The following is a 21,032-nucleotide window of genomic DNA, read 5'->3' on the forward strand; positions in this document are numbered from 1 at the left end:
TTTCCCAAAACCGCTGCACACTTTTGGGCGACATGCACCGACTTCACCGCAGCGCCGGCTTGCCAAAAATCATGGGCAGGAACTCGCCGAGCCAGCGCTTGAGGTGCATGTCCCAGATCAGCCGGCCACCGAGATGGTCGCGGCCGGGCTGCGCGCCGGGCAATTCGAAGCGATGGGCGCCGCGCACCACCCAGCGCTGCATCATCGCCCGGGTCAATTCGCCATGGAACTGGATGCCCCAGGCATTGTCGCCATAGCGGAAGGCCTGGTTGGGGTAGGTTTCGGCCGTCGCCAAAAGCGTCGCGTCCTTCGGCAGCGAAAAGCCCTCACGATGGAACTGATAGACCATCTCCGGCCAATGCATCAGCCTGCTGCCTGCTTCAGTCGCCTTTAGCGGATACCAGCCGATTTCGACGAGGCCCTCGCCATGGCCCTCGACCCTGCCGCCGAGATGCTTGACCAGCATTTGCGCGCCGAGGCAGATGCCAAGCAGCGGCCGGTTCTCGTTGAGTGGAATTTTGAGCCAGTCGGTCTCGCGGCGGACGAACTCGTCGCCGTCATTGGCGCTCATCGGCCCGCCGAACACCACGGCGCCGGCATGGCCATCAAGCGTCTGCGGCAAGGCCTCGCCGAGCGGCGGGCGGCGGATGTCGAGATCGAAGCCTTCCTCGATAAGCATATGGCCGCCCCGTCCCGAGCTCGAATGCTCCTGATGCAGCACGATCAGGATCTTTGGTCTCGGGCTTGGCTTGGGCGGCATTGAAAGGCGGGATCCTGTCTATTCGTCGCTTGACGTTCCGGCAGCACCAGGAGCCGCGGCCGCCGCCTTGAGGCGCGCCTCGACGCGGTCGCGGCGTTCGACGCCGATCAGCTCGGCGACCCGCCAGACGGTATTGTCCTCGAGTTCGTGCAGCTCGCCATCGGCATAGACGATCTCCCACATCAGGCCGATAAAGGCCTTTCGCGCCTCGGCGTCGAGATGGCGCTTGAGCACGCTGGTAAAGGCGTAAAGGTCGATCGCCTCATTGTCGGCCCGCTCGCCGGCAGCCGCCAACGCATCGAGTTCGTCGCCGCTGATAGAATAGCTTTCCGCCAGCACCTTCTTGAACCGTTCCCATTCGGTATCCTGGCGCACGCCGTCGGCGTTCATCACGTGGAAAAGGAGGGCGGATGCGGCAACGCGCGGATCGTCGGCGCTGGCGCTGGCGCCACTACCGGACGGCAGGTCCCTTAGAAACGACAGAACGCGTTCGAACATCAAATCATTCCCAATAAGACCGGGTCCACTCGACCCGGATCAGAACAAACGAAACCGGCGCGTCGATTTACCCGCCTCGTCGTCGGGGTCGACGCCGGGGTCGTCGGGCAGCCGCGTCAACTCCTGCGCCGGCTCGACGGCTTCGGCATCGTCCGGCACCGCGGCAAACGCCGCCGCGGCGACCGGTGTCACATGATCCTCGCCGGCACGGTTTTCGGTCTTTGCTTCGGTCGCGGTGCCCGGTGTCTCGGCAGCAACCGCTGTGTGCTCGATCGCCTCGGCTGTTTCCTGTACCGGCTTGGCTGAAGCCGCAATTGCCGGCACCGATGCCTCCTGCGTATCCTCATCGCTGTCGATCAACTGGCCGAGCCGCTCCATCGGCGCTCGCCATTCGAATGCATCGAGCCTGCCGGTGATCGGCGATACCGGAGCCCAGCGGTCGGAGACGACGCCGTCGGCGACCCAGGCCGGGTCGCGCGGCGCTCTCACCGCCTTCGACAGCAACTGCCGCACCTTGCCCTGGTCGCCGGTCTCGGCCTCCTCGATATCGGCCAGCAGCAGATAGGCGCCTTCGCGGCGATCGATGCGGATGGCGGCTTCGGCCTCGCGGCGGGCGGTTGAAAAGTCCTGCGCATCGAGCGCGGCGCGCGCCACGGCAAGCGAGGCCTCGGCATGGTTCTTCTTCAGGTCCTGCAGCTTCTTTGCCCGGTTCAGCCGGTCGAGCACGGCATCGCCGGGCCTGGCATGGGTGTAGAGCTCGGCGATCTCCGGGTGCGGCTCGGCCTTCCACGCCGCCTCGAGGATTTTCGAGCCCTTGCGCACGTCGTTCAGCCGAAACAGCAATTTCGCCGCGGCGACCGCCGCCGGCGCGAAATCCGGCCGCAGCCGGTTGGCTTCGAGAGCCGCCGTCCGGGCGGCATTGGCATCGCTGTCGATCAGCGCCTGCGCCTTGGCGGTCAGCAGCACAGCGCGGCGCCGGTTAGCGGCGTCGCGCTCGATCTGCCGCGTTGACTTCTGGGCGTCGACAAGTTTCAGCGCACCATCCCAGTCGCCACGCCCGGTCAGATCTTCCAGCGTCGATTCGGCCGCCCAGGCCAGCTGCGGCGCCACCGCCGCCGCACGGCCGGCATAGTGGCGGGCTGCGTTGCGGTCGCCGAGCCGCTCGGCTTCGAGATACAGTCCGCGCAGGCCGAGCAGCCGCATTTCGGGATCGTCGAGCATGGTCTCGAACTTTTCGCGGGCGCCCTCATGGTCGCCTTCGAGCAGCGAGGCCTGCGCGTCGAGCAGCTGGATCAGCGGCTCCTGGTCGGAGCGGATCAGCTTTGCCGCTTCCTTGGTCTTCTTGCGGGCGAGCGCGCCGTCACCGGCGCCGGCGGCGATCATGCCGGTCGACAGCGCCTGATAGCCGCGGTCGCGGCGCCGCACGCGGAAATAGCGCGAGATCGTATAGGGGCTGGTCCACAGCGCCTTGACCAGCCACCAGACGATCATCACCGCGGCAACCACGGCAACGATCGCCACCGCCGCGACCATCAGGCTGACCTGGTATTGATAGCCGTTGAAGGTGACGAGCATTTCACCCGGCCGGTCGGCCAGCCAGGCGAACCCGAGCCCGAGCGCAAAGACGACGGCAAGGAAGGCGAGGATGCGGATCATCGGGTTCCTCACGCCTTCATCGCGCCAGCGATGAGCGAATCGATCTGCGTCTCGACCTCCATCCGCGCTTTCAGTTTGCCGGCAAAGTCGGCGCCGGCGGCCTTGGCCGCTTCAGGCAGCGTTTCGTATTCGCTGAGCGCCTTGGCGTAGTCGCCCTGATTGACGGCGACCTCCATGCGGGCGACGGTTTCCGGGGCGCCGGCGCCCTCGACCGCACCGATCGGCCTGACCTTGACCAGCGATTCGGCGCTCGACAGCAGCTTTTGCAGGATGCCGGCATTCTGGTCGACAGGCGTCGCGGCAGCGACCATGGCGTTGGCGGTGGCGTCCGCTTCGGCGGCGATCTCGGCGCGCGTTGGGACGCCCTTTTCGGCATAGGCACGCAGCGTCGCGATCTCGGGTGCATCGGGTGAGATCGCGGCAAAGGTTTCGAGTTCGGTCGCGAACGGCGCACCGCGGTCGAGCGCTGCCTTGAGCGCCGAGGCGGCAATGGCCAGCGCGATCTTCGGCTGCGAAGCCTGTGCATCGACCTTGCCCGAGAGCTGTGAAACCGACTGTTCCAGCGCCGCAAGCCGGCCTTCCTGCGCCTTTGCCGTCTCGCCGGCCGATTTCACCAGCGCGTCGAGCGCGGCCAGCCTTTCGTTGAGCGGCTCGAGATCGACCGGCGCCGTGCCGCCGGCCTTGCCGAGGCCCGCGACCGCCGTCTCGATCTGCCGGACCTTGTCGCCAAGTGCGGCCAGCCCGGCATTGTCGCCGGCGCCGCCTTGCTCGACCGCCGATTTGAGCGCCGTGACGTCCGCCCTGACCTGATCCAGCGCCGACGACAGCCCGTCCACCTTGGCTGATGCGTCATTGTTGGCGTCGGCCTGTCTGAGGTCCGCGACCTCGCGTTTCAGCGAAGCGATCTCACTATTGACGGGGTCGAGCGACACGCCGCCCGACCCCGGCGCCCCGAGCAGGCCGGCAAATTGCAGCCCGCCGGCGGCGGCCAGCGCGATGACGCCGCCGACAATACCGGCGGCGATGCCGTTGATGCCGCTCCGCTTCGGCTGCGCTGCCATATGGTCGTCCCTCGTCTCAGCTGTCTTCTCGCCGGAACCTGGTATCCTCGGTTCGTTGGCCCCGGTTCCGCTGGGTGCATCTTCGAAACTGTAGTCGGAAGCCGTGAAGCGACCGACCGGCGCATCCGAACCGGCCGGATAAGGGATTTCCGCTTCCCTGGCAGAATCGGCGCCTGCGTCCGTCGGCTCTTGCGTGCCGGCCCGCGCGGCTGCGTCGGCATGTTCCCATGGTTCGAGATCGGTCTGGTCGGCATGCACCGGCTCCTCAGGCGGCTCCGGCTGCGATGCGTTCGCCGCTTCCTCGGCCCGCGCCTCGTAGGTCTGCGCCGCGGCCGGCTGCTGCGAGCTGGCATCCTGTTCGTCGGCGACTCGCGAGACGGCGCCGGGCTCGAGATCGATGGTCACCGGCTCACGGCGGCTCTTGGAATGCCGCATCTTCGGCGTCTTGACCATGCTCGGGCTCCGCAAAATTCGCTTCGGGATGGTTTGAAGGGTCTAGCACATCACCAAGCGGTGAAAAGGGGCGGCGTGATGACGCCACGGCTTGGAGTTCAGTTTTGGCAAAACGCCGCAGCGGTTTTGGGACACGGCATGCGGAACCAGAAATGAAAAACCCGCCTCGGCGGCGGGTCGTTGGGGCGAATCAGCACCATAAGTGATTTTCTAGCATAGCTGCCGGCACAAAGCAAGAACAAAATAGCTGTGTCGCGGACAATCGCCCCAGCTTAGCTGCGGAATGTTTCAGGAGCCCGCAGGAGGTATGCCAACGTCCGGAACAGGCGGATGCCGGTCAGCGCCGCGCCTGCAAAAGCCCCAGCAAGGCATCTTCGCTGGGCTCAGGCGCAATCCGGATCCTTTCGCCAGCGGCATCATCCAAGGCCGCGGCAATACGTCCCGACAATGCGAAAAAGCGCGTCTCTTCAAAAAAACCGCGCACCGCCGGCCGGCTAGCCAGGGCCTGCATCGCCATGGCCGCCTTGGCCGAATAGAGCAGCACCGCCTCGACCGGCCGGGCGGACAGGCGCGCAAGCACGGCCTCGTCGGAGTAATCCAGCACAACGGTGTCGTAGGTCTCGACGGCGCGGACCTGAGCGCCCGCCGCCTGCAGCCGCTCCTCGAAGCCCGGAAAGCGCACCCGCCCGCAGAGATAGACGATGGTCTGCCCCGCGTAACCACCAGCAAGCGCATCGGCCAGCGCCTCGGCATTCCCTGGGCCTTCGCTGACCGACAGAAACCCGGCCGCGCGGGCGGCTTCCGCCGTCTTCCTGCCGACGGTGTGGCACGGCAAGCCGGCGAGCGCCGCGATGACCTCTTTCGGCGCATGGCGAACGCCGTTGGCACTGGTGGCCGCGACCGCCGCAGCCGCATCGGCGACCGCGCCGACGTCGACGGGCAGCGCCACCGTTTCGGTCAGCGGCAGCAGGATCGGCTGAAAGCCGGCATCCGCAAGCCGGCGCGCCGTGCGCAAGGCGCCCGGTTCGGGTCTCGTCACCAGGACGCGGAGCATGTCAGGTCCAGCCGTCGAAGAATGTTTCGCCGGCTTTGGCCCGAACGGTCGCGGCGGCTTCCGCGCCAATGCGCGCCGCCTCCTGCGCTGGCCCTTCCAGCCTGACTTCATGCGACTGCGTGCCATCGGGCGAGATGATCAGCCCGGCAAAGGAAACCGTTGCGCCGGATATCGTCGCATGGCCGGCGATCGGGGTGCGGCAGGAGCCGTCGAGCGCCGCCAGGAAGGCGCGCTCGCAGGCCAGCGCCTGGCCGGTCGGCACGTCGTGGATTGCCGCCAGCATCGCTTCCACGTCGCGGTCGCCGATGCGGCTCTCGATACAGATCGCGCCTTGCCCCGGCGCCGGCGGAAAGACGTCGAGCGGCATCAGGTCGGTGACGACATTTTCGAGCCCGAGCCGCTTCAGCCCGGCATAGGCGAGGATGGTGCCGTCGGCGATGCCTTCGTCGAGCTTGCGCAGCCGCGTCTGCACATTGCCGCGAAACATCACCACGTCGATGTCCGGCCGCATCCGCCGGATCAGTGCCTGGCGCCTGAGCGACGACGAGCCGACCCTGGCGCCTTGCGGCAGGCCGGCAATCGTTCGCGCCGCCTTGCCGATGAAGGCATCGCGTGCGTCCTCGCGCGGCAGGAAGGCGGCCAGTTCCAGCCCCTCGGGCAACAGCGTAGGCATGTCCTTCGACGAATGCACGGCGATGTCGATGCGCCGCGCCAGCAACGCCTCCTCGATCTCCTTGGTGAACAGGCCCTTGCCGCCAGCTTCCGACAGCGGCCGGTCCTGGATGCGATCGCCGCTGGTCGAGATGACGACCACCTCGAACGCCTCGGCCGGCATGCCATGCGCCGTCATCAGCCGCGCCTGCGTTTCATGCGCCTGCGCCAATGCCAGCGGGCTGCCGCGTGTTCCGATTTTCAAGGTTGTTTGCATGGCGCGCCGTCCGTGATAACCCCCGGCAGGATCGAGGTCCGTCTTTCCGGCTTCCTCCTATCGGGGAAAGGCAGGCCGTACAATCCTTGGAGACAGCGACGAATTGATCCGCGTTCTGGGCATCGAGACGAGTTGCGACGAGACCGCCGCCAGCGTGGTGGCGCTGGACGGTCGCAGCACGCCGCAAATCCTGTCGAACATCGTGCTCAGCCAGATCGAGGAGCATGCCGCTTTCGGCGGCGTCGTGCCGGAGATTGCCGCGCGCGCCCATGTCGAGGCGCTCGACGGCATCATCGAGGCAGCGCTGGCCGATTCCGGCGTCGACCTCGCCGACATCGATGCGATTGCCGCCACCGCCGGTCCCGGTCTTGTCGGCGGGCTGATCGTCGGCCTGATGACGGCAAAAGCAATCGCCGCGGCAGCTAAAAAACCGCTGATCGCCGTCAACCATCTCGAAGGCCACGCGCTGACGGCCAGATTAACCGACGGGCTCGACTTTCCCTACCTCTTGCTGCTGGTTTCCGGCGGCCATACCCAGATCGTCGCCGTGCGCGGCGTCGGCGACTACCAGCGCTGGGCGACGACCATCGACGACGCGCTTGGCGAAGCCTTCGACAAGACGGCCAAGATGCTCGGCCTGCCCTATCCGGGCGGACCGAATGTCGAGAAGGCGGCGGCAAATGGCGATGCGGCCCGTTTTGCGTTTCCGCGCCCGATGAAGGGCTCGGCGCAGCCCGATTTTTCCTTTTCCGGCCTCAAGACCGCAGTGCGCCAGGCGGCATCCGCGATCGCCCCGCTGAGCGACCAGGACGTCGCCGATATCTGCGCCTCGTTCCAGGCGGCGGTGGCGGATGCGCTCGGCGACCGTGTTTCGCGGGCGCTGACCAGATTCCGTCAGCAATTCCCGGACAAGGCCGAGCCTGCGCTGGTTGTCGCCGGCGGCGTCGCCGCCAACCGGACGATCAAGGCGACATTGCAAGCGCTGTGCGAACAGGCCGGGTTCAGCTTCGTCGCCCCGCCGCTTAATCTCTGCACCGACAATGCGGCGATGATCGCCTGGGCCGGCATCGAGCGGCTGCGCGCCGGCATATCAGGCGAAAACGCCGCCGATTTCGTGCCGCGCTCGCGCTGGCCGCTGGACAGCGTCTCGGCCCCGATGGTCGGCTCTGGCCGGCGCGGGGCCAAGGCGTGACGAGCAAAGCCATGACGCGCAAAGCCAGCGCCGGCTGGCGTGTCGCCGTGCTTGGCGGCGGTGCCTGGGGCACGGCGCTGGCGCTGGCCATGCTGCGCGCCGGCCATTCGGTCCGGCTGTTCGCGCGCGACCCGGAGACCGTCGCGGCGATCGACCGTGGCGAAAATCCGCGCTATCTGCCCGGCATCGCGCTCGATCCCGGCATCGCGGCGACAAGTGACATCAAACTGGCTCTCGCCGACGCCGACTGCGTGCTGGCGGTGGCGCCGGCGCAATCGTTGCGCGCCATGCTGACGGCCGCGTCCAGCCATGTGCCGAAAGGCGTCCCGCTGGTGCTCTGCGCCAAGGGCATCGAGCGCGACACCGGCGCGCTGCTGTCGTCCATTGCCGAGGAAATCCTGCCGGCAAATCCGGTCGCCGCTTTGTCCGGCCCAAGCTTTGCCACCGACGTCGCCAGGGGCCTGCCCACGGCCGTGGTGGTCGCCGCCCGCGACGAGGCTCTGGCCACCGACCTTGCCGCCCGTTTCTCGGCTGAAAACCTGCGTTGTTATTGGAGCGACGACCTGATCGGCGTCGAGATCGGCGGCGCGCTGAAGAACGTCTTTGCCATCGCCGCGGGTGCCGTTACCGGCGCCGGGCTCGGCGCCAGCGCCCAGGCCGCAATGGTGACGCGCGGCTTCGTCGAATTGCGCCGCATCGGTGCCGCCTTCGGCGCAAAGCCGGAGACGCTGATGGGGCTTTCCGGCCTCGGCGACCTGCTGCTCACCTGCTCGTCCGCCCAGTCGCGCAATTTCGCCTATGGGCTGGCGCTCGGGCAAGGCAAGCCGCTTGCCGGCCTGCCTCTGGCTGAAGGCGTGCCGACGGCGGCGATCGCCGCCCGCATCGCCGGCGAGCGCCGGATCGACGCGCCGATCATCGCCGCCGTCGCCGCCATACTGGACGGCACCGTCACCATAGACCAGGCTGTGTCGGCGTTGATGACCAGGCCGCTCAAAACCGAAACCGACATGTAATCCCGAACGATTGCGGAGATGGAAAGATGCTGTTTGCGTTGATTTGCAAGGACAAGCCAGGAAGCCTGCAGGTGCGGCTCGATACGCGGCCTAAGCACCTTGCCTTCCTGGAAGGGCTGAACGGTGACAAGAAATTGGCCTTCGCCGGCCCGTTCCTCGACGCAGACGGCAAGCCGAACGGCACTCTCGCCGTTGTCGAGGCGCCCGATCTGGCTGCGGCAAAAGCCCTGTCGGCGGCCGATCCCTATACCAAGGCAGGGCTGTTCGAAAGCGTCGAAATCCGGCAGTGGAACTGGAGCTTCAACAAACCGGCGGGTATCTAAATGCATGTCGCGCAAAAGTGTGCAGCGGTTTTGTGATAACGACATGCATAAAACAAGAACCTGAAGCGCGTCGCATGACGCCGGTCGAACGCGACGCGCTTTTAGTCGCGACGGCACCTGAGGAGGAGCAAGACAATGAACTACTGGCTGTTCAAATCCGAACCCTCGGTCTTCTCCTTCGAGGACCTCAAGGCCAAGGGCAAGGCCGGCACGCAATGGGACGGCGTGCGCAATTATGCGGCGCGCAACAACATGAAGGCGATGCAGATCGGCGATCTCGGCTTTTTCTACCATTCCAATGATGGGCTCGACATAGTCGGCATCGCCGAAATCTGCGCTCTGGCCCATCAGGACAGCACGACCGACGATCCCCGCTGGGAGTGCGTCGATATCCGCGCCTTCAAGGACATGCCGAAGCCGGTGACGCTGGAACAGGCCAAGGCCAATCCAAAGCTGGCCGACATGGCGCTGGTGCGGCTCGGGCGGCTGTCCGTGCAGCCGGTGACGCCTGCCGAATGGCAGGAGGTCTGCCGCATGAGCGGACTGACGCCGGCGCCATGACGGCGCTGACGCCGGACAGCGCCAAGAAATTCATCCTCGACAACACGGCGCTGATGGCGCCGCCGCATGTGCCGGAGATACGCCTGCAGCTGGCCGACGAGGCGCATGAATTGTGGCAGCGGACCGAGGATGAGCTGACCGAAATCGGCCTGCCGCCGCCCTTCTGGGCCTTCGCCTGGGCCGGCGGCCAAGGCCTTGCCCGCTACATCCTCGACAATCCGGCGGCGGTGCGCGGCAGGCGCGTGCTCGACTTCGCCTCCGGCTCCGGCCTCGTCGCCATTGCAGCAGTGAAGGCCGGATCTGCCGAGGTGATCGCCGCCGACATCGACCCGTTCTGCGCGACCGGGGTCCGCCTCAATGCCGAGGCCAATGGCGTCGAGATAGAATTCCTCGCCGGCGACTGCATCGGCACCGATGCGGGCTGGGATCTGGTGCTGGCCGGCGACGTCTTCTACGACAAAGCTTTCGCCGACAGGCTGATGCCGTGGTTCGCAGCGTTGAAGGCGCGCGGCGCCGACATCCTCGTCGGCGATCCCGGCCGCTCCTATTTGCCGAAGACCGGGCTGGAACCGCTTGCCGTCTACGAAGTGGCGGTGACCCGCGCGCTGGAGGACGCCGAGGTCAAGCGCACCACCGTCTGGTGCCTTGCTTGACGGCATCGCCGAACAGGCGTTCCATCGCGCAATCGACCGGAGGGAATCATGGATTTTTCAGCAATCAATTGGCTGGCGGTAATCGTCGCCGCCGTGGTGGCGTGGCTGTTCGGCGCGGCCTGGTATATGGGCCTGAGCAAGCCGTGGCTGAAGGCCGCCAAGCTTGATCCGGCGACGATGAGCAAGTCGATGCTGCCCTTCGTCGTCTCCTTCGTCGCGGAGCTTGTCATGGCGCTGGTCATGTCGCTGATCATCGGCGCAGTGACCGGCGGCGAACCGAGCCTGCTTGCCGGGGTGATCTTCGGCTTCGTTCTCTGGCTGGGGTTCGTCGCCACGACGCTTTCGGTCAACCATCGCTACGAAGGTTTCGGCTGGGATCTGACGCTCATCGATGTCGGCCATTGGCTCGGCGTGATGCTTCTCATCGGCGCGGTGATCGGCTGGTTCGGCGCGGCGGCGACAGGCTGACCTTTAGGCGGCGACAGGCTGACCTTTAGGTTGGGGTCTTGGCGACTTCCTCGAGAAGCCAATCGCGAAAGGCGACGATGCGCGGATCGTTCGCCGCACTTTCGGGATAGACCAGGAAATAGGCGAATTCGGGCGCGACCTTGATGCCGAGTTCAAAGGGCCGGATCAGCCGGCCTTCCGAAAGGTCGTTTGCCACCATGGCGAAATCGGCGAGCGCAACCGCGTTGCCGTCGAGCGCGGCCTGCACGGCATCCGTCGAATTGCCGAACACGATGGTCCGGCTGTCGTCGAAATCGTCGACGCCCGCCGCCGCCATCCACATGCTCCAGTTCGGCCAGGTGACGCCCTGGCGCGACCACTCGATATGCGCCAGCGTATGATGGAACAGGTCGCGTGGCTCCTTGAGCGGCGGCCCTGACCGCAGCAAGGCCGGACTGCAGACGGGAATGATGACGTTTTCGAACAGCCGGTGCGAGCGAAGCCCCGGATATTTGCCGGCGCCGAAACGGATGCCGACATCGACATCGTCGCGGTCGAAATCGCGCACCTCATAGCTGATATCGAAGCGCAGCTCGATTGCCGGATGCTGTTTGCGAAAATCGTCGACGCGCCGCATCAGCCACTTCGTCGCGAATTGCGCATCGAGGGTGACCTTCAGCAGCGCCGATCCGCGCGCCGTCTTCTGCGCCCGTGAGACCGCGCGGCCAAGCAGGTCGAGCGCGTCGGTCGAGGCCTCGAACAGCACCGCACCCGCCTCGGTGAGCCGGATTGTGCGGCTGGTGCGTGTGAACAGCATGATGCCGAGCTGATCCTCGATTTCCTTGATCTGGTGGCTGACCGCCGCCGGCGTCAGGCCGAGCTCGTCGGCGGCGCGGGTGAAATTGAGGTGCCGGGCCGCTGCCTCCAGCGTCCGCAGCGCACGGGTTCCAGGCAGCAGGCGCGCCATCAGTGCCAGACGAGGAGAGTTCGGTCGAGCATTCCAATCCTCAAACAAAACTTGAAGATGTAGAAAAAACTACTCGTTTCCCGTTTAAATTTCAATCCGCCATGATCTGAGCATCGAAGAAACATCAAACCGGATTTGATGTCCGGAGAAGCGGATTGCACCATGTCTGATATCGCCTTGCGCTCTGTAACCCTCCGCCCGGCCTGGCTGCGCGCCGTGCTCGACTGGCTTCGGCACGCGAGAATCGCGGCCAATCTTCCCTACGAGAATGTCGAGGATCTCTCCGATCGCCAGCTGCGCGACATCGGTAGCGAACGCAAGGACATCGCACGCGCCATGGACCGCGAACTCGGCCGGCTCGGCCTTCTCGACATAGGGTGGCAAAGGAGTAGGGGAGTAGGGGAGTAGGGGAGTAGGGGAGCTAAGCGGCGCGCCCGCCCCTGTCTCTACTTTTACTGCCCTATTCCCCTACTCCCTTATTCCCCTATTCCCTTACCTTACCACCCTCACCACCGTCCGCTCCGACAGCAGCGGCAGCAGCCGTGCCATGGTGCGGGCTGTTACCGCGACGCAGCCTTGCGTCGGCGTGAAGCCGGGGCGCGCCAGGTGGAAGAAGATGGCGCTGCCGCGCCCGCGCCGGCGCGGCACAATGTTCCAGTCCAGCACTAGGCAAGCATCGTAGAGATCGTCGGCCCGCTGCATCCGCTCATGGCTGGCGCCATAGGGGATTTTGACCGGGCGGTTGTAGTTGCGGTCCCCAGGCACTTCGCACCAGCCGAGGTCGCGGCCGATCGGCGTCATCGCCAGCCGCGTCCGGCGGCCGCTGGAAAAACGGTCGCCGCGAAAATATCCCGACAATATCCGCATCGAGGCGAGCGGCGTGGCGCCATCGCCCTCGCGCTTGCCGGCCGAGATGCCGCCATGCCCCAGCGCACATGGAAACACGAGTTTGCCGGCCTGCAGAAAGCCCTGGCTGGCATGGCCGGGCCGCGCGCGCACGGTGAGCACGGTAAGCCCTTTCGGCAAAATTGCGCCGACTGCATTGCGATCGTGTTTTTTCTTGTATGATCGTGCCACGGAACAAATCACTGTGAACGGCTGTTGTGCCGGTCAGCTTCCGCATAAACAGGCAGCGGTCAACTGAAATCTCTTTTCAAAACAACGGATTGATCCATGACTTCACGCACCATTCTGATCGTCGACGACGATGACGACCTGCGCGGCACCCTTGTCGAGCAATTGTCGCTTTATGAGGAATTCGATGTCCTGCAGGAAGCGACCGCCGCCAAAGGCGTCGCCGCGGCGCGCGGCGGGCTTATCGACCTGCTCATCATGGATGTCGGCCTGCCCGACATGGATGGCCGCGAGGCGGTGAAGATATTGCGCAAGGGCGGCTACAAGGCGCCGATCATCATGCTGACCGGCCACGACACCGATTCCGACACGATCCTTGGTCTCGAGGCCGGCGCCAACGACTATGTGACCAAGCCGTTCCGCTTTGCCGTGCTGCTGGCCCGCATTCGCGCCCAGCTGCGCCAGCACGAGCAGAGCGAGGATGCCACTTTCTCGGTCGGCCCCTACACGTTCAAGCCCAGCCAGAAGCTTCTGATCGACCCGCGCGGCGCCAAGGTGCGGCTGACCGAAAAGGAAGCCTCGATCATCAAATATCTCTACCGCGCCGACCAGAAGGTGGTGACCCGCGACGTGCTGCTGGAGGAAGTCTGGGGCTACAATTCCGGCGTCACCACGCATACGCTCGAAACCCACGTCTACCGGCTGCGCCAGAAGATCGAGCGCGATCCTTCCAACGCGGAAATTCTCGTGACAGAAAGCGGCGGCTACAAGCTGGTTCCTTAAACATTTCATTATTCAAATAAGCGATCCGGGCGGGGCGCTTTTCGGGTACGGTCCTGAGCTGGAGGTGGGTCTGGATCGAACTCGCGGAGGCATCGGGTCCAAGGAGCGGAACCGATTTTTGAAACGCCTTGCGCGTCCGGGGGACGCGCGGCGCTCTAGGGAGGAGTGGGACTGACGGTTCGGGGACATAGCTAGATGGCGCTGGATGACGACATCCGCATCCTGTCCACCGTGAGGCTCTTCGAGGGCTTTACGCAGGAACAGCTGCGTCTGCTCGCCTTCGGCGCCGAAACCACCATGCTGAAAGCCGACCACAAGCTTTATCGCGAGGACGACGAAGCTGATTCGGCCTACATCGTGGTCAGCGGCCGCATCGTGCTCTATCGCGAGCACGACGGGGAGCGCATCCCGATCGGCACCGCCGGTCCCGGCACCATACTCAGCGAACTGGCGCTGATCGCCGACACCAACCGGCTCACCAGCGCCTCCGCCGAAATCGATTCGGAAGTGCTGCGGCTCAGCCGCAAGATGTTCCGCCGCATCCTCGAGGAATACCCGGAGCTGGCGGTTCACTTGCACCAGCGCATATTGGAGGATTTCCAGGCGATGATCCGCCGGATCGAGGAACTTGGGCCGCGTTTTGCGGGCTAATGTAGCGCCTCTGGTTTAACCAGATTTCGGAATTTGCGAGTTCTCAAGGCCGGTGCGTTGCGGAAACAAGCTCGGCCTTGCGCCGCGCCGTCTCCAGTCCGAGCGCAATGAAGCGGCGCGCATGTTTGGCCAGCTCCATATTGTCGGTCCACAGATTGCGCCAGATCGCGGTTTTCCGCGACAGGTTCTCGTCGACGATTTCCGACGAGAAGGATTCGAAGCTGAGGTCGTCGCTGTAGCCGATAGCGGTCAGCGCATCGAATATCCCGGCGAAATCGATATTGCCGGTGCCGAGGAAGCCGCGATGGCTCTCGCCGATATGGACATAGCCGATTTTCTTTGCGGCGTTGCGGATGGCCAATCCGACATCGGCCTCCTCGATGTTCATGTGGAACGTGTCGAGATGCAGGAAGATGTTGTCGGAGCCGCTGTCCTCGAGAAAGGCCATGCCTTGCGCGGCGGTGTTGAGCAGGTTGCTTTCGAAGCGGTTGACGATCTCGAGGTTGAGGGTGACGCCGGCTGACTTTGCCGTCTCCGCCACCTCGGCAAGCGTGCCGGCGCTGCGGTTCCACTGGTCGCGCGTCGGCGCCTCGCTCTGCAAACCGTGGCTGGTGCTGAGGATGCCGGCAACCTTCTGGCCGCCGAGATCGCGAGTCAGCGCGATCGTACGTTTCAGGATTTCGACGCCGTGCGCCGCAATCGTTTTGTCGGCGCTCGAAATATCGCCGTCGGCCGGCAGTCCGATGCTGATCGCGACGCCGAGGCCGAGATCGGCTATCCGCTTGGCCAAGCCGTCAATGTCGACATTGGCGGGGTCGAGATAGGAGAATTCGATCAGGTCGAAGCCGGCTTCGCTGGTGTTGGCCAGCGTCCGCTCGAGATCGCTCTGCGTCGAGCTCGCCGACCAGACGAATGAGTGGATTCCGATGCGCGACATGATTGTCTCCGGTTATTCCAGCAGTAGCGGACCCAAGTCCAAATCGGTGTTTGGCAATCCGTTGCTCAGACAAAAAAGGTGCGGCCGGTCATCCCGGCCGCACCAGGCTTGGGAGGTTTAGCGAGCTGCGGTCCAGCCCTTGTAATCCTTCAAATTGTCGGCCGTGATCAGCTTCGGGTCGAGCAGCACCGTCGGCTCGGCCGGCTTCTTGCCGGCAAGCAGGTCAGCCGCCATCGTCAGCGACTGGCCGGCCATCACATAGGGATCCTGCGAGGCCGAGGCCTTGATCATCGACGTGCCGGAAGCGAGTTCCTTCTCGATATCGGGCGCGCCGTCGACCGCCGTGAAGATGAACTCCGAGCGGTTGAGCTGCTTGGCCGCAAGCTGGGCGCCGATCGCCGTCGGATCGTTGATGGCGAACACCGCGTCGATCTTGTCGAAACGGGTCAGCAGCGACTGGAACACTTTCAAGCCGCCGTCACGTGAGCCTTCGGCGTTCTGGTCGTCTGAAAGGACCTTGATGTCGGGGTGTTTTGCCAGCACGTCCTTGCAGCCCTTGACCCTCTCCAGGATCGACGACGAGGCCGGGCCGTTGAGGATGACGTAGTCGCCCTTGCCGCCGGTATGGTCGACCAGATACTGGCACGCCTCTTCGCCGGCCTTGACATTGTTGGTCATCACGGTGACATCGGCGCCCGGCGCCGAAACGTCAAAAGCGGCAACGACGATGCCGGCCGCCTGTGCCTTCTTCACCGCCGGTGCGATCGCCTTGGCATCGACGGCATTGAGCATGATGACGTCGACGCCGGCGGCGATGAAGGAATCGACCTGCGAGACCTGCTTGTTGAGATCGTAGTCGGCCGATACCGATGTCACCTGCACATTCGGGTTGATTTTCTTGGCCGCGTCCTCGATGCCCTTGATGGTTGCGACGAAGAACGGGTTGCCGAGCAGGCCGACCGAGATGCCGACCTTGTTCAGGTCCTTGGCCGATGCCGGCGCGATGACGGCGGCTGCAAGGGCGACGCCGCAGAGCAGTTTAGCGATGATCTTCATTGTTTTATTTTCCTCCTGATGCCCGCGCCTCTCACGGTGCGTTACACATGAAACCGGCTCGATGGACGCCGGCGACTAAGGGCCATCACGTTCTTGCTCCTGCCTGGAGCCGGTAACGGTCGAGGGCGACCGCCACGATGATGACCAATCCCTTGATGATGTACTGCCAGATGTCGGAAACACCGGCGAGGATGAGCCCATTTGACAGCACGGCGATGATCAGGCCGCCGATCAGCGTGCCCCAGATCGAGCCGACGCCGCCGACGAAGCTGGTGCCGCCGAGGATGACCGCGGCAATGGCGTCGAGTTCGTAGGACTGGCCGAGCTGCAGCCCGTTGGCGGCATAGAGCCGGGCCGCCGACATGGCGCCGCCAAGGCCGGCCAGAAGGCCGGAAACGCCGTAGACGAAGAGCAGCACCAGCGGCACCTTGATGCCGGTCAGTCTGGCGGCCTCGGCGTTGCCGCCGACGGCGTAGATCCAGGTGCCAAGCACGGTGCGCTTGAGCACCAGCCAGGACAGCACCACGACCGCCAGCGCGATGATGACCAGCCATGGAACGCCGAACAGCGAACCGTTGCCGATGAAGTCGAACGGCAGGTCCGAGTTGAACACCGTCGTGTCCTGGCCAAGCAACCGGGCGACGCCGCGCACGGCGGTCAGTGATCCGAGCGTGACTATGAAGGGCGGCAGCTTGATGTAGGCGATCAGCAGGCCGTTGATGACGCCGAAGCCGAGCCCGACGAGAATGGCCGCCGGCACGCCCAGCAGTCCCCAATCGGGCACCAGCGACACCATCACCGCCACCATCGCCGAGGCGGCAAGGATCGAGCCGACGGACAGGTCGATGCCGCCGGTCAGGATGACGAAGGTCATGCCGGCCGCCAACACGATGTTGATCGACGATTGCTGCATGACGATCAGCAGATTGGTCTGGGTGAAAAAGCGCGGGTTGATGAACTGGAAGCCGACCGCCAGCAGAATCAGGATCGGCAGCATGCCGAGCGCAGCGATGGCGGTGCGCCACCTTGTGCTCCTGCCGACCGCCCGGTCGTCCGCTTTCATCGTGTCGGCCACCTTGTCGGTCATCGCTGAGCCGCTCCCGTTGCAAGTTCCATGATCGCTTCCTGCCGCAGTGGCTCGCCCTCCGACGCCGTTACCTCGCCGGCAATGGTGCCGTCGCGCATCACCAGCACGCGGTCGGCGATGCCGATCACCTCCGGCAGTTCGCTGGAGATCATCAGGATGGCGATGCCTTTCTTGGCCAGATTGTCGATCAGCCGGTAGATTTCCGACTTCGCCCCGACGTCGACGCCGCGGGTCGGCTCATCGAGGATGACGACCTGCGGCTCTGTTTCCAGCAGGCGGGCGAGCAGCACCTTCTGCTGGTTGCCGCCCGACAGCGAGCCGGCATTGGCCTGCACCGAGCCGGTGCGGATCGAGAGGTCTGACACCGCCTTGGCGGCGCGCCTTTCGGCGGCCGTGAAGTCGCGCAGACCGCCGGCCTTCGCGTCCCTTGCCAGCACGCCCATGCTGATGTTGTCGGAGATCGACATGTCGAGGAACAGGCCAAGTTGCTTGCGGTCCTCGGTCAGGTAGGCGATGCCGGCATCCAGCGCCTCGCTTGGCGAACCGATGGATATCGGTTTGCCGCCGAGCTCCAGCGTGCCCGATATGTGCCTGTCGGCGCCGAAGATCAGCCGTGCCAGTTCGGTGCGGCCCGAGCCGACCAGGCCTGCCAGTGCCAGCACCTCGCCTTTGTGGAGGTCGAAGGAGCAATTCTTTATGAGATTGCCGTCCGACATGCCGCGCACCGACAGCGCGACGGCGCGCTTGCTGTCCGGCGGGCGGTGATCCTTCTTGTAGAACGTCGACAGATCGCGCCCGACCATCATCGATACCAGGCGTGAGGCGTTCAGATCGGCGCGGTCGAGCGTGCCGACATAGCCGCTGTCGCGTAGCACGCTGACGCGGTCGGCGAGCTGGTAGACCTCTTCCATGCGGTGGCTGATGTAGATGATGGCAATACCTTGCGACTTCAGCGTCGCGATCACCTCGAACAGCCGGTCGGTCTCACGCGAGGTCAGCGACGTGGTCGGCTCGTCCATGACGATGATGCGCGCATTGGTCGACAGCGCGCGGGCGATTTCGACCAACTGGCGTTCGCCGAGCGACAGGCTGGTGACCGGGGTGCGCGCCGAAAAAGTCACGCCGAGCCGCGCGATGATGTCGCTGGCGCGCCGGTTACACTGCTCGCGATCGACGATGCCGAACCGTCGCGGCTCGTTGCCGAGGAAAATGTTCTGCGCCACCGACAGATTGGGCGCCAGCGACAGCTCCTGGTAGATGACCGCAATGCCGGCGGCGCGTGCCTTGATCGGGTCGCCGGTGGCGGCCGGCATGCCGTCGATCAGGATCTCGCCGCCGGGATCCGGCCGGTAGGCGCCGGACAGCACTTTCATCAGCGTCGACTTGCCGGCACCGTTCTCGCCCATCAGCGCGTGCAGCTCGCCGGCATGGACGGTCAGCGACACATCGTGCAGGGCGCGGATCGGGCCGAATGTCTTCGAGATGTGGCGCATCTCCAGCACCGGCTGGCGCACCGTCTCGATCCGGGCGATGGCGCTCATCGCGCACCTCCCGCAGCTGCTCTGGGGGCACCCCGATCGGCGGCAAGGCCGCGCCAGTCGTTGCGGTAGCCGGCAAGGCCGCTGAAGCTTGCCGCATGCACCGCCTCCGGCGCCTCGGTGGCAAACTCGCGTCCGACGCTTTCGAAGGCAAGTGCTGCGGCACCGGTGGCGCTGCCCTCCAGCGTTGCGCCCTGCAGGAAGGCCTGCCCGGGACGCACTTGCGCCAGCAGCGCGGCAAGCAGCCCGCCATTGTTCAGGCCGCCGTCGACGATGACGGTATTATCGGAATGGATCAGCTCGAGGCACAAATCGACCATCAGCGCGACATAGAGCAGCGCCATGGCCGCGCGTTCGTCGGCGTTGGGCGTGCGCCCGACCAGTTCGCCGCGCCGGTGTGCCATCGGGCCGCCGGGCGCGAAGCTCGGCAGCGCCATAATGCCGGCGTCGATCACCCGCTGTATCGATGACGGCGCGATGGCGCCCTGCCAGCCGGCGCTGATCGTCGCGAATTCGCGGCCGCCCATGAAGCGGATGGTTGGCACCGGGCCGCCATCGACATCGACGTTGACCAGCATGTCGCGCTCGCCGTCGAGTGCGTCGAGAGGACAGTCCGGGTTGAGAACGACGACCCAGGTGCCGGTCGAGACCACGGTCACCGGCCCGAGCTGCTGCCGGCGGTAGGCATGGAGCGCGGCATTGCTGTCGTGGACGCCATTATGGATGGCGACCGGCTTCGCGGCTCGGCCGAAGCGCTGCTCGCCGATCACCGCGCCGGCACGCTCGAAGGCGGGCATCTGGCCGCGCCAGCCCTCGGCATCGACCAGCGAGCTGAAATCGCGTTTGCGCGGCGCCCATAAATGCGAGTGGCAGCCGAGATAGGACACTTCCGATACCGGCCGGCCACCAAGGCGCCAGCTCCAGTATTGGGGGTAGCCGAGGATCGATTTCGCTGCGGCGAAGGCACCGGGGTCCACCTCCTTCAGCCACAACATGTGGCGGCCGTAGTTGAAGCCAAGCGGCAGGCGCGGCGAAAAGGTCTCGGCAAAATCCGGAATGCGGCGATCGATTTGCGCGGCGATCTCGGCCGGCGGTTCCTGCTCGTAATCGAGGATCGGATGCGTCAGCGCGGCGTCGTTGACCAACGCGAAGGTGCAGCCATGGCCGGATACCATCAGCCCTTCCACGCCATGCGTGTCGACGGCGTCATCGATGGCGCGGGCCGCCCAGTCGTGCAGCGTTGCCTCGTCGAGCACGCTGAAGCCGTTTTTGCGGATCCAGCTCGGCTGGGTGCGGCGCTCGTCGAGGATGCGTCCGTCCTGGCCGAAGACGAACAGCTTCGAATTGGTCTTGCCGAAATCGAGGACGGCTACTTTCACTGGGCGCCTCCCGAGGAAGCGGCGATGCGCACCATGACGCCGGCATCTTCGAGCATGCGCGCGTCGGTGTCGGACAGGCCCTCATCGGTGACCAGCGTACCGATCCGCGACAGCGGCAGCGCCACGTTGCGGGCGTGGATCGACAGTTTGCGGCTGTCGGCCAGCACGACGATCTGGTCGGCGCAGAGGCTGAGCTCGACGATCGAGCGAACCAGCAGCGGGTGCGATTCCAGAAGGCCTTCCTGGCCGATGCCTTGCGCGCCGAGAAAGAACTTCGAGGCGTAGAACGGCACCGTCTGGGTCAGCGAATGGATGATACCCGGCTCGCGGTGCAGTTCGCCGCCGGCGACGGTCAGGCTGCAATGGCCGTGATCGCTGAGATAGGCCGCGAGCGGCATCGAGTTGGTGTAGAGCCGGATGTTGCGGTCGGCGAGCTTGACGCCGAGATGGAAGCAGGTCGAACCGCCATGCACGATGACCGCGTCGCCGTCGCGCACCATGGTGGCGGCGAGAGCGGCGATCTGCCGCTTGGCCTCGACGGCGAGGTCGCGGTTCTCGTCATAGGGCCTGGCATAGGCGACGCCGACTTGCGAAGCGCCATCGAGCGCCGAGATGCCGCCATAGACCTTGCGCGCTTCGCCGGCCTCGTCGATCTTGTCGATGTCGCGCCGCACCGTCGCCGCCGACACGCCAAGCCGCTCCTGCAGCTCGCGCACCGATGCGAAAGGCCGGTCTCGCAAAAGCTCGACAATCTGGCGCTGGCGGCCGGAGTCGCTCAACCCTTACCTCCCAATGCGCTTGCCTCCCAAGCCATTTTGCACGGCATTGCCATTTTGCACGGCAATTGGTGCAACTTACTCAACGGGCCTCGGATTGCAAGCGTGATTTGACGCGATAACATCACTGTTGACGTAACTTACTCGCATCTGCGATACCAGCGTCGGTCTTAGTCCCGGCAACG

At 65.2% G+C, this 21,032-nt stretch carries 23 protein-coding genes; 9 read left to right on the top strand and 14 right to left on the bottom strand.

Translation table 11 applies throughout. The annotated features are described in order from the left end of the window. Positions 1-43 precede the first annotated feature (43 nt). From NKH71_RS08495 to hemC, 6 genes are all read right to left on the bottom strand, one after another. On the bottom strand, positions 44-760 hold the full coding sequence (locus tag NKH71_RS08495; RefSeq protein WP_352894744.1) for a glutamine amidotransferase: 717 nt from the start codon (positions 758-760) through the stop codon (positions 44-46). 18 nt (positions 761-778) lie between these two features. Further along, a complete protein-coding gene (locus NKH71_RS08500) occupies positions 779-1,258 on the bottom strand; it encodes a tellurite resistance TerB family protein (protein WP_352481012.1) in 480 nt (159 codons plus the stop codon). 39 nt (positions 1,259-1,297) lie between these two features. After that, positions 1,298-2,914, bottom strand: a complete 1,617-nt coding sequence (locus NKH71_RS08505; RefSeq protein ID WP_023721373.1) for a heme biosynthesis protein HemY — start codon at positions 2,912-2,914, stop codon at positions 1,298-1,300. Positions 2,915-2,922: 8 nt separating this feature from the next. Further along, the gene (locus NKH71_RS08510; protein ID WP_023721374.1) at positions 2,923-4,428 is read right to left on the bottom strand and encodes a COG4223 family protein; all 1,506 of its coding nucleotides are present in this window, start codon (positions 4,426-4,428) and stop codon (positions 2,923-2,925) included. A gap of 337 nt (positions 4,429-4,765) precedes the next feature. After that, complete coding sequence (locus NKH71_RS08515; RefSeq protein WP_023721375.1) at positions 4,766-5,482, bottom strand: uroporphyrinogen-III synthase; 717 nt, start codon at positions 5,480-5,482, stop codon at positions 4,766-4,768. A 1-nt stretch (position 5,483) separates the two neighbouring features. Continuing rightward, the gene (hemC, locus tag NKH71_RS08520; protein WP_023721376.1) at positions 5,484-6,410 is read right to left on the bottom strand and encodes a hydroxymethylbilane synthase; all 927 of its coding nucleotides are present in this window, start codon (positions 6,408-6,410) and stop codon (positions 5,484-5,486) included. Between the two features lie 106 nt (positions 6,411-6,516). Here hemC and tsaD point away from each other — a divergent pair, with 106 nt between their 5' ends. The 6 genes from tsaD to NKH71_RS08550 all read left to right on the top strand — a co-directional run bounded on the left by tsaD (position 6,517) and on the right by NKH71_RS08550 (position 10,620). Next, positions 6,517-7,602, top strand: a complete 1,086-nt coding sequence (tsaD, locus tag NKH71_RS08525) for a tRNA (adenosine(37)-N6)-threonylcarbamoyltransferase complex transferase subunit TsaD (RefSeq protein WP_031194644.1) — start codon at positions 6,517-6,519, stop codon at positions 7,600-7,602. Positions 7,603-7,613: 11 nt separating this feature from the next. After that, positions 7,614-8,615 carry an NAD(P)H-dependent glycerol-3-phosphate dehydrogenase gene (locus tag NKH71_RS08530; protein ID WP_352494081.1) on the top strand — a complete coding sequence of 334 codons (1,002 nt, stop codon included), beginning with the start codon at positions 7,614-7,616 and terminating at the stop codon, positions 8,613-8,615. A gap of 26 nt (positions 8,616-8,641) precedes the next feature. After that, on the top strand, positions 8,642-8,938 hold the full coding sequence (locus tag NKH71_RS08535; protein WP_023721379.1) for a YciI-like protein: 297 nt from the start codon (positions 8,642-8,644) through the stop codon (positions 8,936-8,938). Positions 8,939-9,073: 135 nt separating this feature from the next. After that, the gene (locus NKH71_RS08540; protein ID WP_352494080.1) at positions 9,074-9,499 is read left to right on the top strand and encodes an EVE domain-containing protein; all 426 of its coding nucleotides are present in this window, start codon (positions 9,074-9,076) and stop codon (positions 9,497-9,499) included. Beyond that, entirely contained in the window at positions 9,496-10,152 is a 657-nt protein-coding gene (locus tag NKH71_RS08545; protein ID WP_352894780.1) for a class I SAM-dependent methyltransferase, read from the top strand. The genes NKH71_RS08540 and NKH71_RS08545 overlap by 4 nt, the downstream gene beginning before the upstream one ends. A 48-nt stretch (positions 10,153-10,200) precedes the next feature. Then, a complete protein-coding gene (locus tag NKH71_RS08550; protein WP_023721382.1) occupies positions 10,201-10,620 on the top strand; it encodes a DUF1761 domain-containing protein in 420 nt (139 codons plus the stop codon). Positions 10,621-10,645: 25 nt separating this feature from the next. On the opposite strand, the gene gcvA is transcribed toward NKH71_RS08550, so the two are convergent. Then, positions 10,646-11,566 (bottom strand): transcriptional regulator GcvA, encoded by a 921-nt coding sequence (gene gcvA, locus NKH71_RS08555; RefSeq protein WP_023721383.1) that lies wholly within the window; start codon positions 11,564-11,566, stop codon positions 10,646-10,648. A 162-nt stretch (positions 11,567-11,728) separates the two neighbouring features. On the opposite strand from gcvA, the gene NKH71_RS08560 reads away from it, so the two are divergent. Next, positions 11,729-11,974: a hypothetical protein gene (locus tag NKH71_RS08560; RefSeq protein ID WP_023721384.1), complete on the top strand. Its 246-nt coding sequence runs from the start codon at positions 11,729-11,731 to the stop codon at positions 11,972-11,974. Positions 11,975-12,058: 84 nt separating this feature from the next. Here the strand turns inward: NKH71_RS08560 and NKH71_RS08565 are convergent, their stop codons facing one another. Next, the gene (locus tag NKH71_RS08565; RefSeq protein WP_245278686.1) at positions 12,059-12,595 is read right to left on the bottom strand and encodes a L,D-transpeptidase family protein; all 537 of its coding nucleotides are present in this window, start codon (positions 12,593-12,595) and stop codon (positions 12,059-12,061) included. 144 nt (positions 12,596-12,739) lie between these two features. Here NKH71_RS08565 and NKH71_RS08570 point away from each other — a divergent pair, with 144 nt between their 5' ends. Then, positions 12,740-13,423 carry a response regulator transcription factor gene (locus tag NKH71_RS08570; protein WP_023721386.1) on the top strand — a complete coding sequence of 228 codons (684 nt, stop codon included), beginning with the start codon at positions 12,740-12,742 and terminating at the stop codon, positions 13,421-13,423. Positions 13,424-13,618: 195 nt separating this feature from the next. Further along, complete coding sequence (locus NKH71_RS08575) at positions 13,619-14,074, top strand: Crp/Fnr family transcriptional regulator (protein WP_023680480.1); 456 nt, start codon at positions 13,619-13,621, stop codon at positions 14,072-14,074. A 43-nt stretch (positions 14,075-14,117) separates the two neighbouring features. On the opposite strand, the gene NKH71_RS08580 is transcribed toward NKH71_RS08575, so the two are convergent. From NKH71_RS08580 to NKH71_RS08605, 6 genes are all read right to left on the bottom strand, one after another. Continuing rightward, on the bottom strand, positions 14,118-15,011 hold the full coding sequence (locus NKH71_RS08580) for a sugar phosphate isomerase/epimerase family protein (protein ID WP_023721387.1): 894 nt from the start codon (positions 15,009-15,011) through the stop codon (positions 14,118-14,120). Between the two features lie 117 nt (positions 15,012-15,128). Beyond that, positions 15,129-16,067, bottom strand: coding sequence for an ABC transporter substrate-binding protein (locus tag NKH71_RS08585; RefSeq protein WP_023721388.1), 939 nt, complete (start codon positions 16,065-16,067; stop codon positions 15,129-15,131). Between the two features lie 85 nt (positions 16,068-16,152). Continuing rightward, positions 16,153-17,130 (bottom strand): ABC transporter permease subunit, encoded by a 978-nt coding sequence (locus NKH71_RS08590; RefSeq protein ID WP_502896313.1) that lies wholly within the window; start codon positions 17,128-17,130, stop codon positions 16,153-16,155. Positions 17,131-17,150: 20 nt separating this feature from the next. After that, positions 17,151-18,695 carry a sugar ABC transporter ATP-binding protein gene (locus NKH71_RS08595; RefSeq protein ID WP_352894747.1) on the bottom strand — a complete coding sequence of 515 codons (1,545 nt, stop codon included), beginning with the start codon at positions 18,693-18,695 and terminating at the stop codon, positions 17,151-17,153. After that, positions 18,692-20,071 carry an FGGY-family carbohydrate kinase gene (locus NKH71_RS08600; RefSeq protein ID WP_352588085.1) on the bottom strand — a complete coding sequence of 460 codons (1,380 nt, stop codon included), beginning with the start codon at positions 20,069-20,071 and terminating at the stop codon, positions 18,692-18,694. The genes NKH71_RS08595 and NKH71_RS08600 overlap by 4 nt, the downstream gene beginning before the upstream one ends. Beyond that, positions 20,068-20,850: a DeoR/GlpR family DNA-binding transcription regulator gene (locus tag NKH71_RS08605; RefSeq protein WP_023721392.1), complete on the bottom strand. Its 783-nt coding sequence runs from the start codon at positions 20,848-20,850 to the stop codon at positions 20,068-20,070. The genes NKH71_RS08600 and NKH71_RS08605 overlap by 4 nt, the downstream gene beginning before the upstream one ends. Positions 20,851-21,032 lie beyond the last annotated feature (182 nt).

The organism is Mesorhizobium sp. M0983 (genome assembly GCF_040318975.1).
Lineage (GTDB): Bacteria > Pseudomonadota > Alphaproteobacteria > Rhizobiales > Rhizobiaceae > Mesorhizobium.

What these genes read in the sequence shown, in the direction of transcription:
- NKH71_RS08495 (WP_352894744.1), bottom strand. Translation starts at nt 760, where the DNA reads ATGCCGCCCAAGCCAAGCCCGAGACCAAAGATCCTGATCGTGCTGCAT.
- NKH71_RS08500 (WP_352481012.1), bottom strand. Translation starts at nt 1,258, where the DNA reads ATGTTCGAACGCGTTCTGTCGTTTCTAAGGGACCTGCCGTCCGGTAGT.
- NKH71_RS08505 (WP_023721373.1), bottom strand. Translation starts at nt 2,914, where the DNA reads ATGATCCGCATCCTCGCCTTCCTTGCCGTCGTCTTTGCGCTCGGGCTC.
- NKH71_RS08510 (WP_023721374.1), bottom strand. Translation starts at nt 4,428, where the DNA reads ATGGTCAAGACGCCGAAGATGCGGCATTCCAAGAGCCGCCGTGAGCCG.
- NKH71_RS08515 (WP_023721375.1), bottom strand. Translation starts at nt 5,482, where the DNA reads ATGCTCCGCGTCCTGGTGACGAGACCCGAACCGGGCGCCTTGCGCACG.
- hemC (WP_023721376.1), bottom strand. Translation starts at nt 6,410, where the DNA reads ATGCAAACAACCTTGAAAATCGGAACACGCGGCAGCCCGCTGGCATTG.
- NKH71_RS08530 (WP_352494081.1), top strand. Translation starts at nt 7,614, where the DNA reads ATGACGCGCAAAGCCAGCGCCGGCTGGCGTGTCGCCGTGCTTGGCGGC.
- NKH71_RS08535 (WP_023721379.1), top strand. Translation starts at nt 8,642, where the DNA reads ATGCTGTTTGCGTTGATTTGCAAGGACAAGCCAGGAAGCCTGCAGGTG.
- NKH71_RS08540 (WP_352494080.1), top strand. Translation starts at nt 9,074, where the DNA reads ATGAACTACTGGCTGTTCAAATCCGAACCCTCGGTCTTCTCCTTCGAG.
- NKH71_RS08545 (WP_352894780.1), top strand. Translation starts at nt 9,496, where the DNA reads ATGACGGCGCTGACGCCGGACAGCGCCAAGAAATTCATCCTCGACAAC.
- NKH71_RS08550 (WP_023721382.1), top strand. Translation starts at nt 10,201, where the DNA reads ATGGATTTTTCAGCAATCAATTGGCTGGCGGTAATCGTCGCCGCCGTG.
- gcvA (WP_023721383.1), bottom strand. Translation starts at nt 11,566, where the DNA reads ATGGCGCGCCTGCTGCCTGGAACCCGTGCGCTGCGGACGCTGGAGGCA.
- NKH71_RS08560 (WP_023721384.1), top strand. Translation starts at nt 11,729, where the DNA reads ATGTCTGATATCGCCTTGCGCTCTGTAACCCTCCGCCCGGCCTGGCTG.
- NKH71_RS08570 (WP_023721386.1), top strand. Translation starts at nt 12,740, where the DNA reads ATGACTTCACGCACCATTCTGATCGTCGACGACGATGACGACCTGCGC.
- NKH71_RS08575 (WP_023680480.1), top strand. Translation starts at nt 13,619, where the DNA reads ATGGCGCTGGATGACGACATCCGCATCCTGTCCACCGTGAGGCTCTTC.
- NKH71_RS08580 (WP_023721387.1), bottom strand. Translation starts at nt 15,011, where the DNA reads ATGTCGCGCATCGGAATCCACTCATTCGTCTGGTCGGCGAGCTCGACG.
- NKH71_RS08585 (WP_023721388.1), bottom strand. Translation starts at nt 16,067, where the DNA reads ATGAAGATCATCGCTAAACTGCTCTGCGGCGTCGCCCTTGCAGCCGCC.
- NKH71_RS08590 (WP_502896313.1), bottom strand. Translation starts at nt 17,130, where the DNA reads ATGAAAGCGGACGACCGGGCGGTCGGCAGGAGCACAAGGTGGCGCACC.
- NKH71_RS08595 (WP_352894747.1), bottom strand. Translation starts at nt 18,695, where the DNA reads ATGAGCGCCATCGCCCGGATCGAGACGGTGCGCCAGCCGGTGCTGGAG.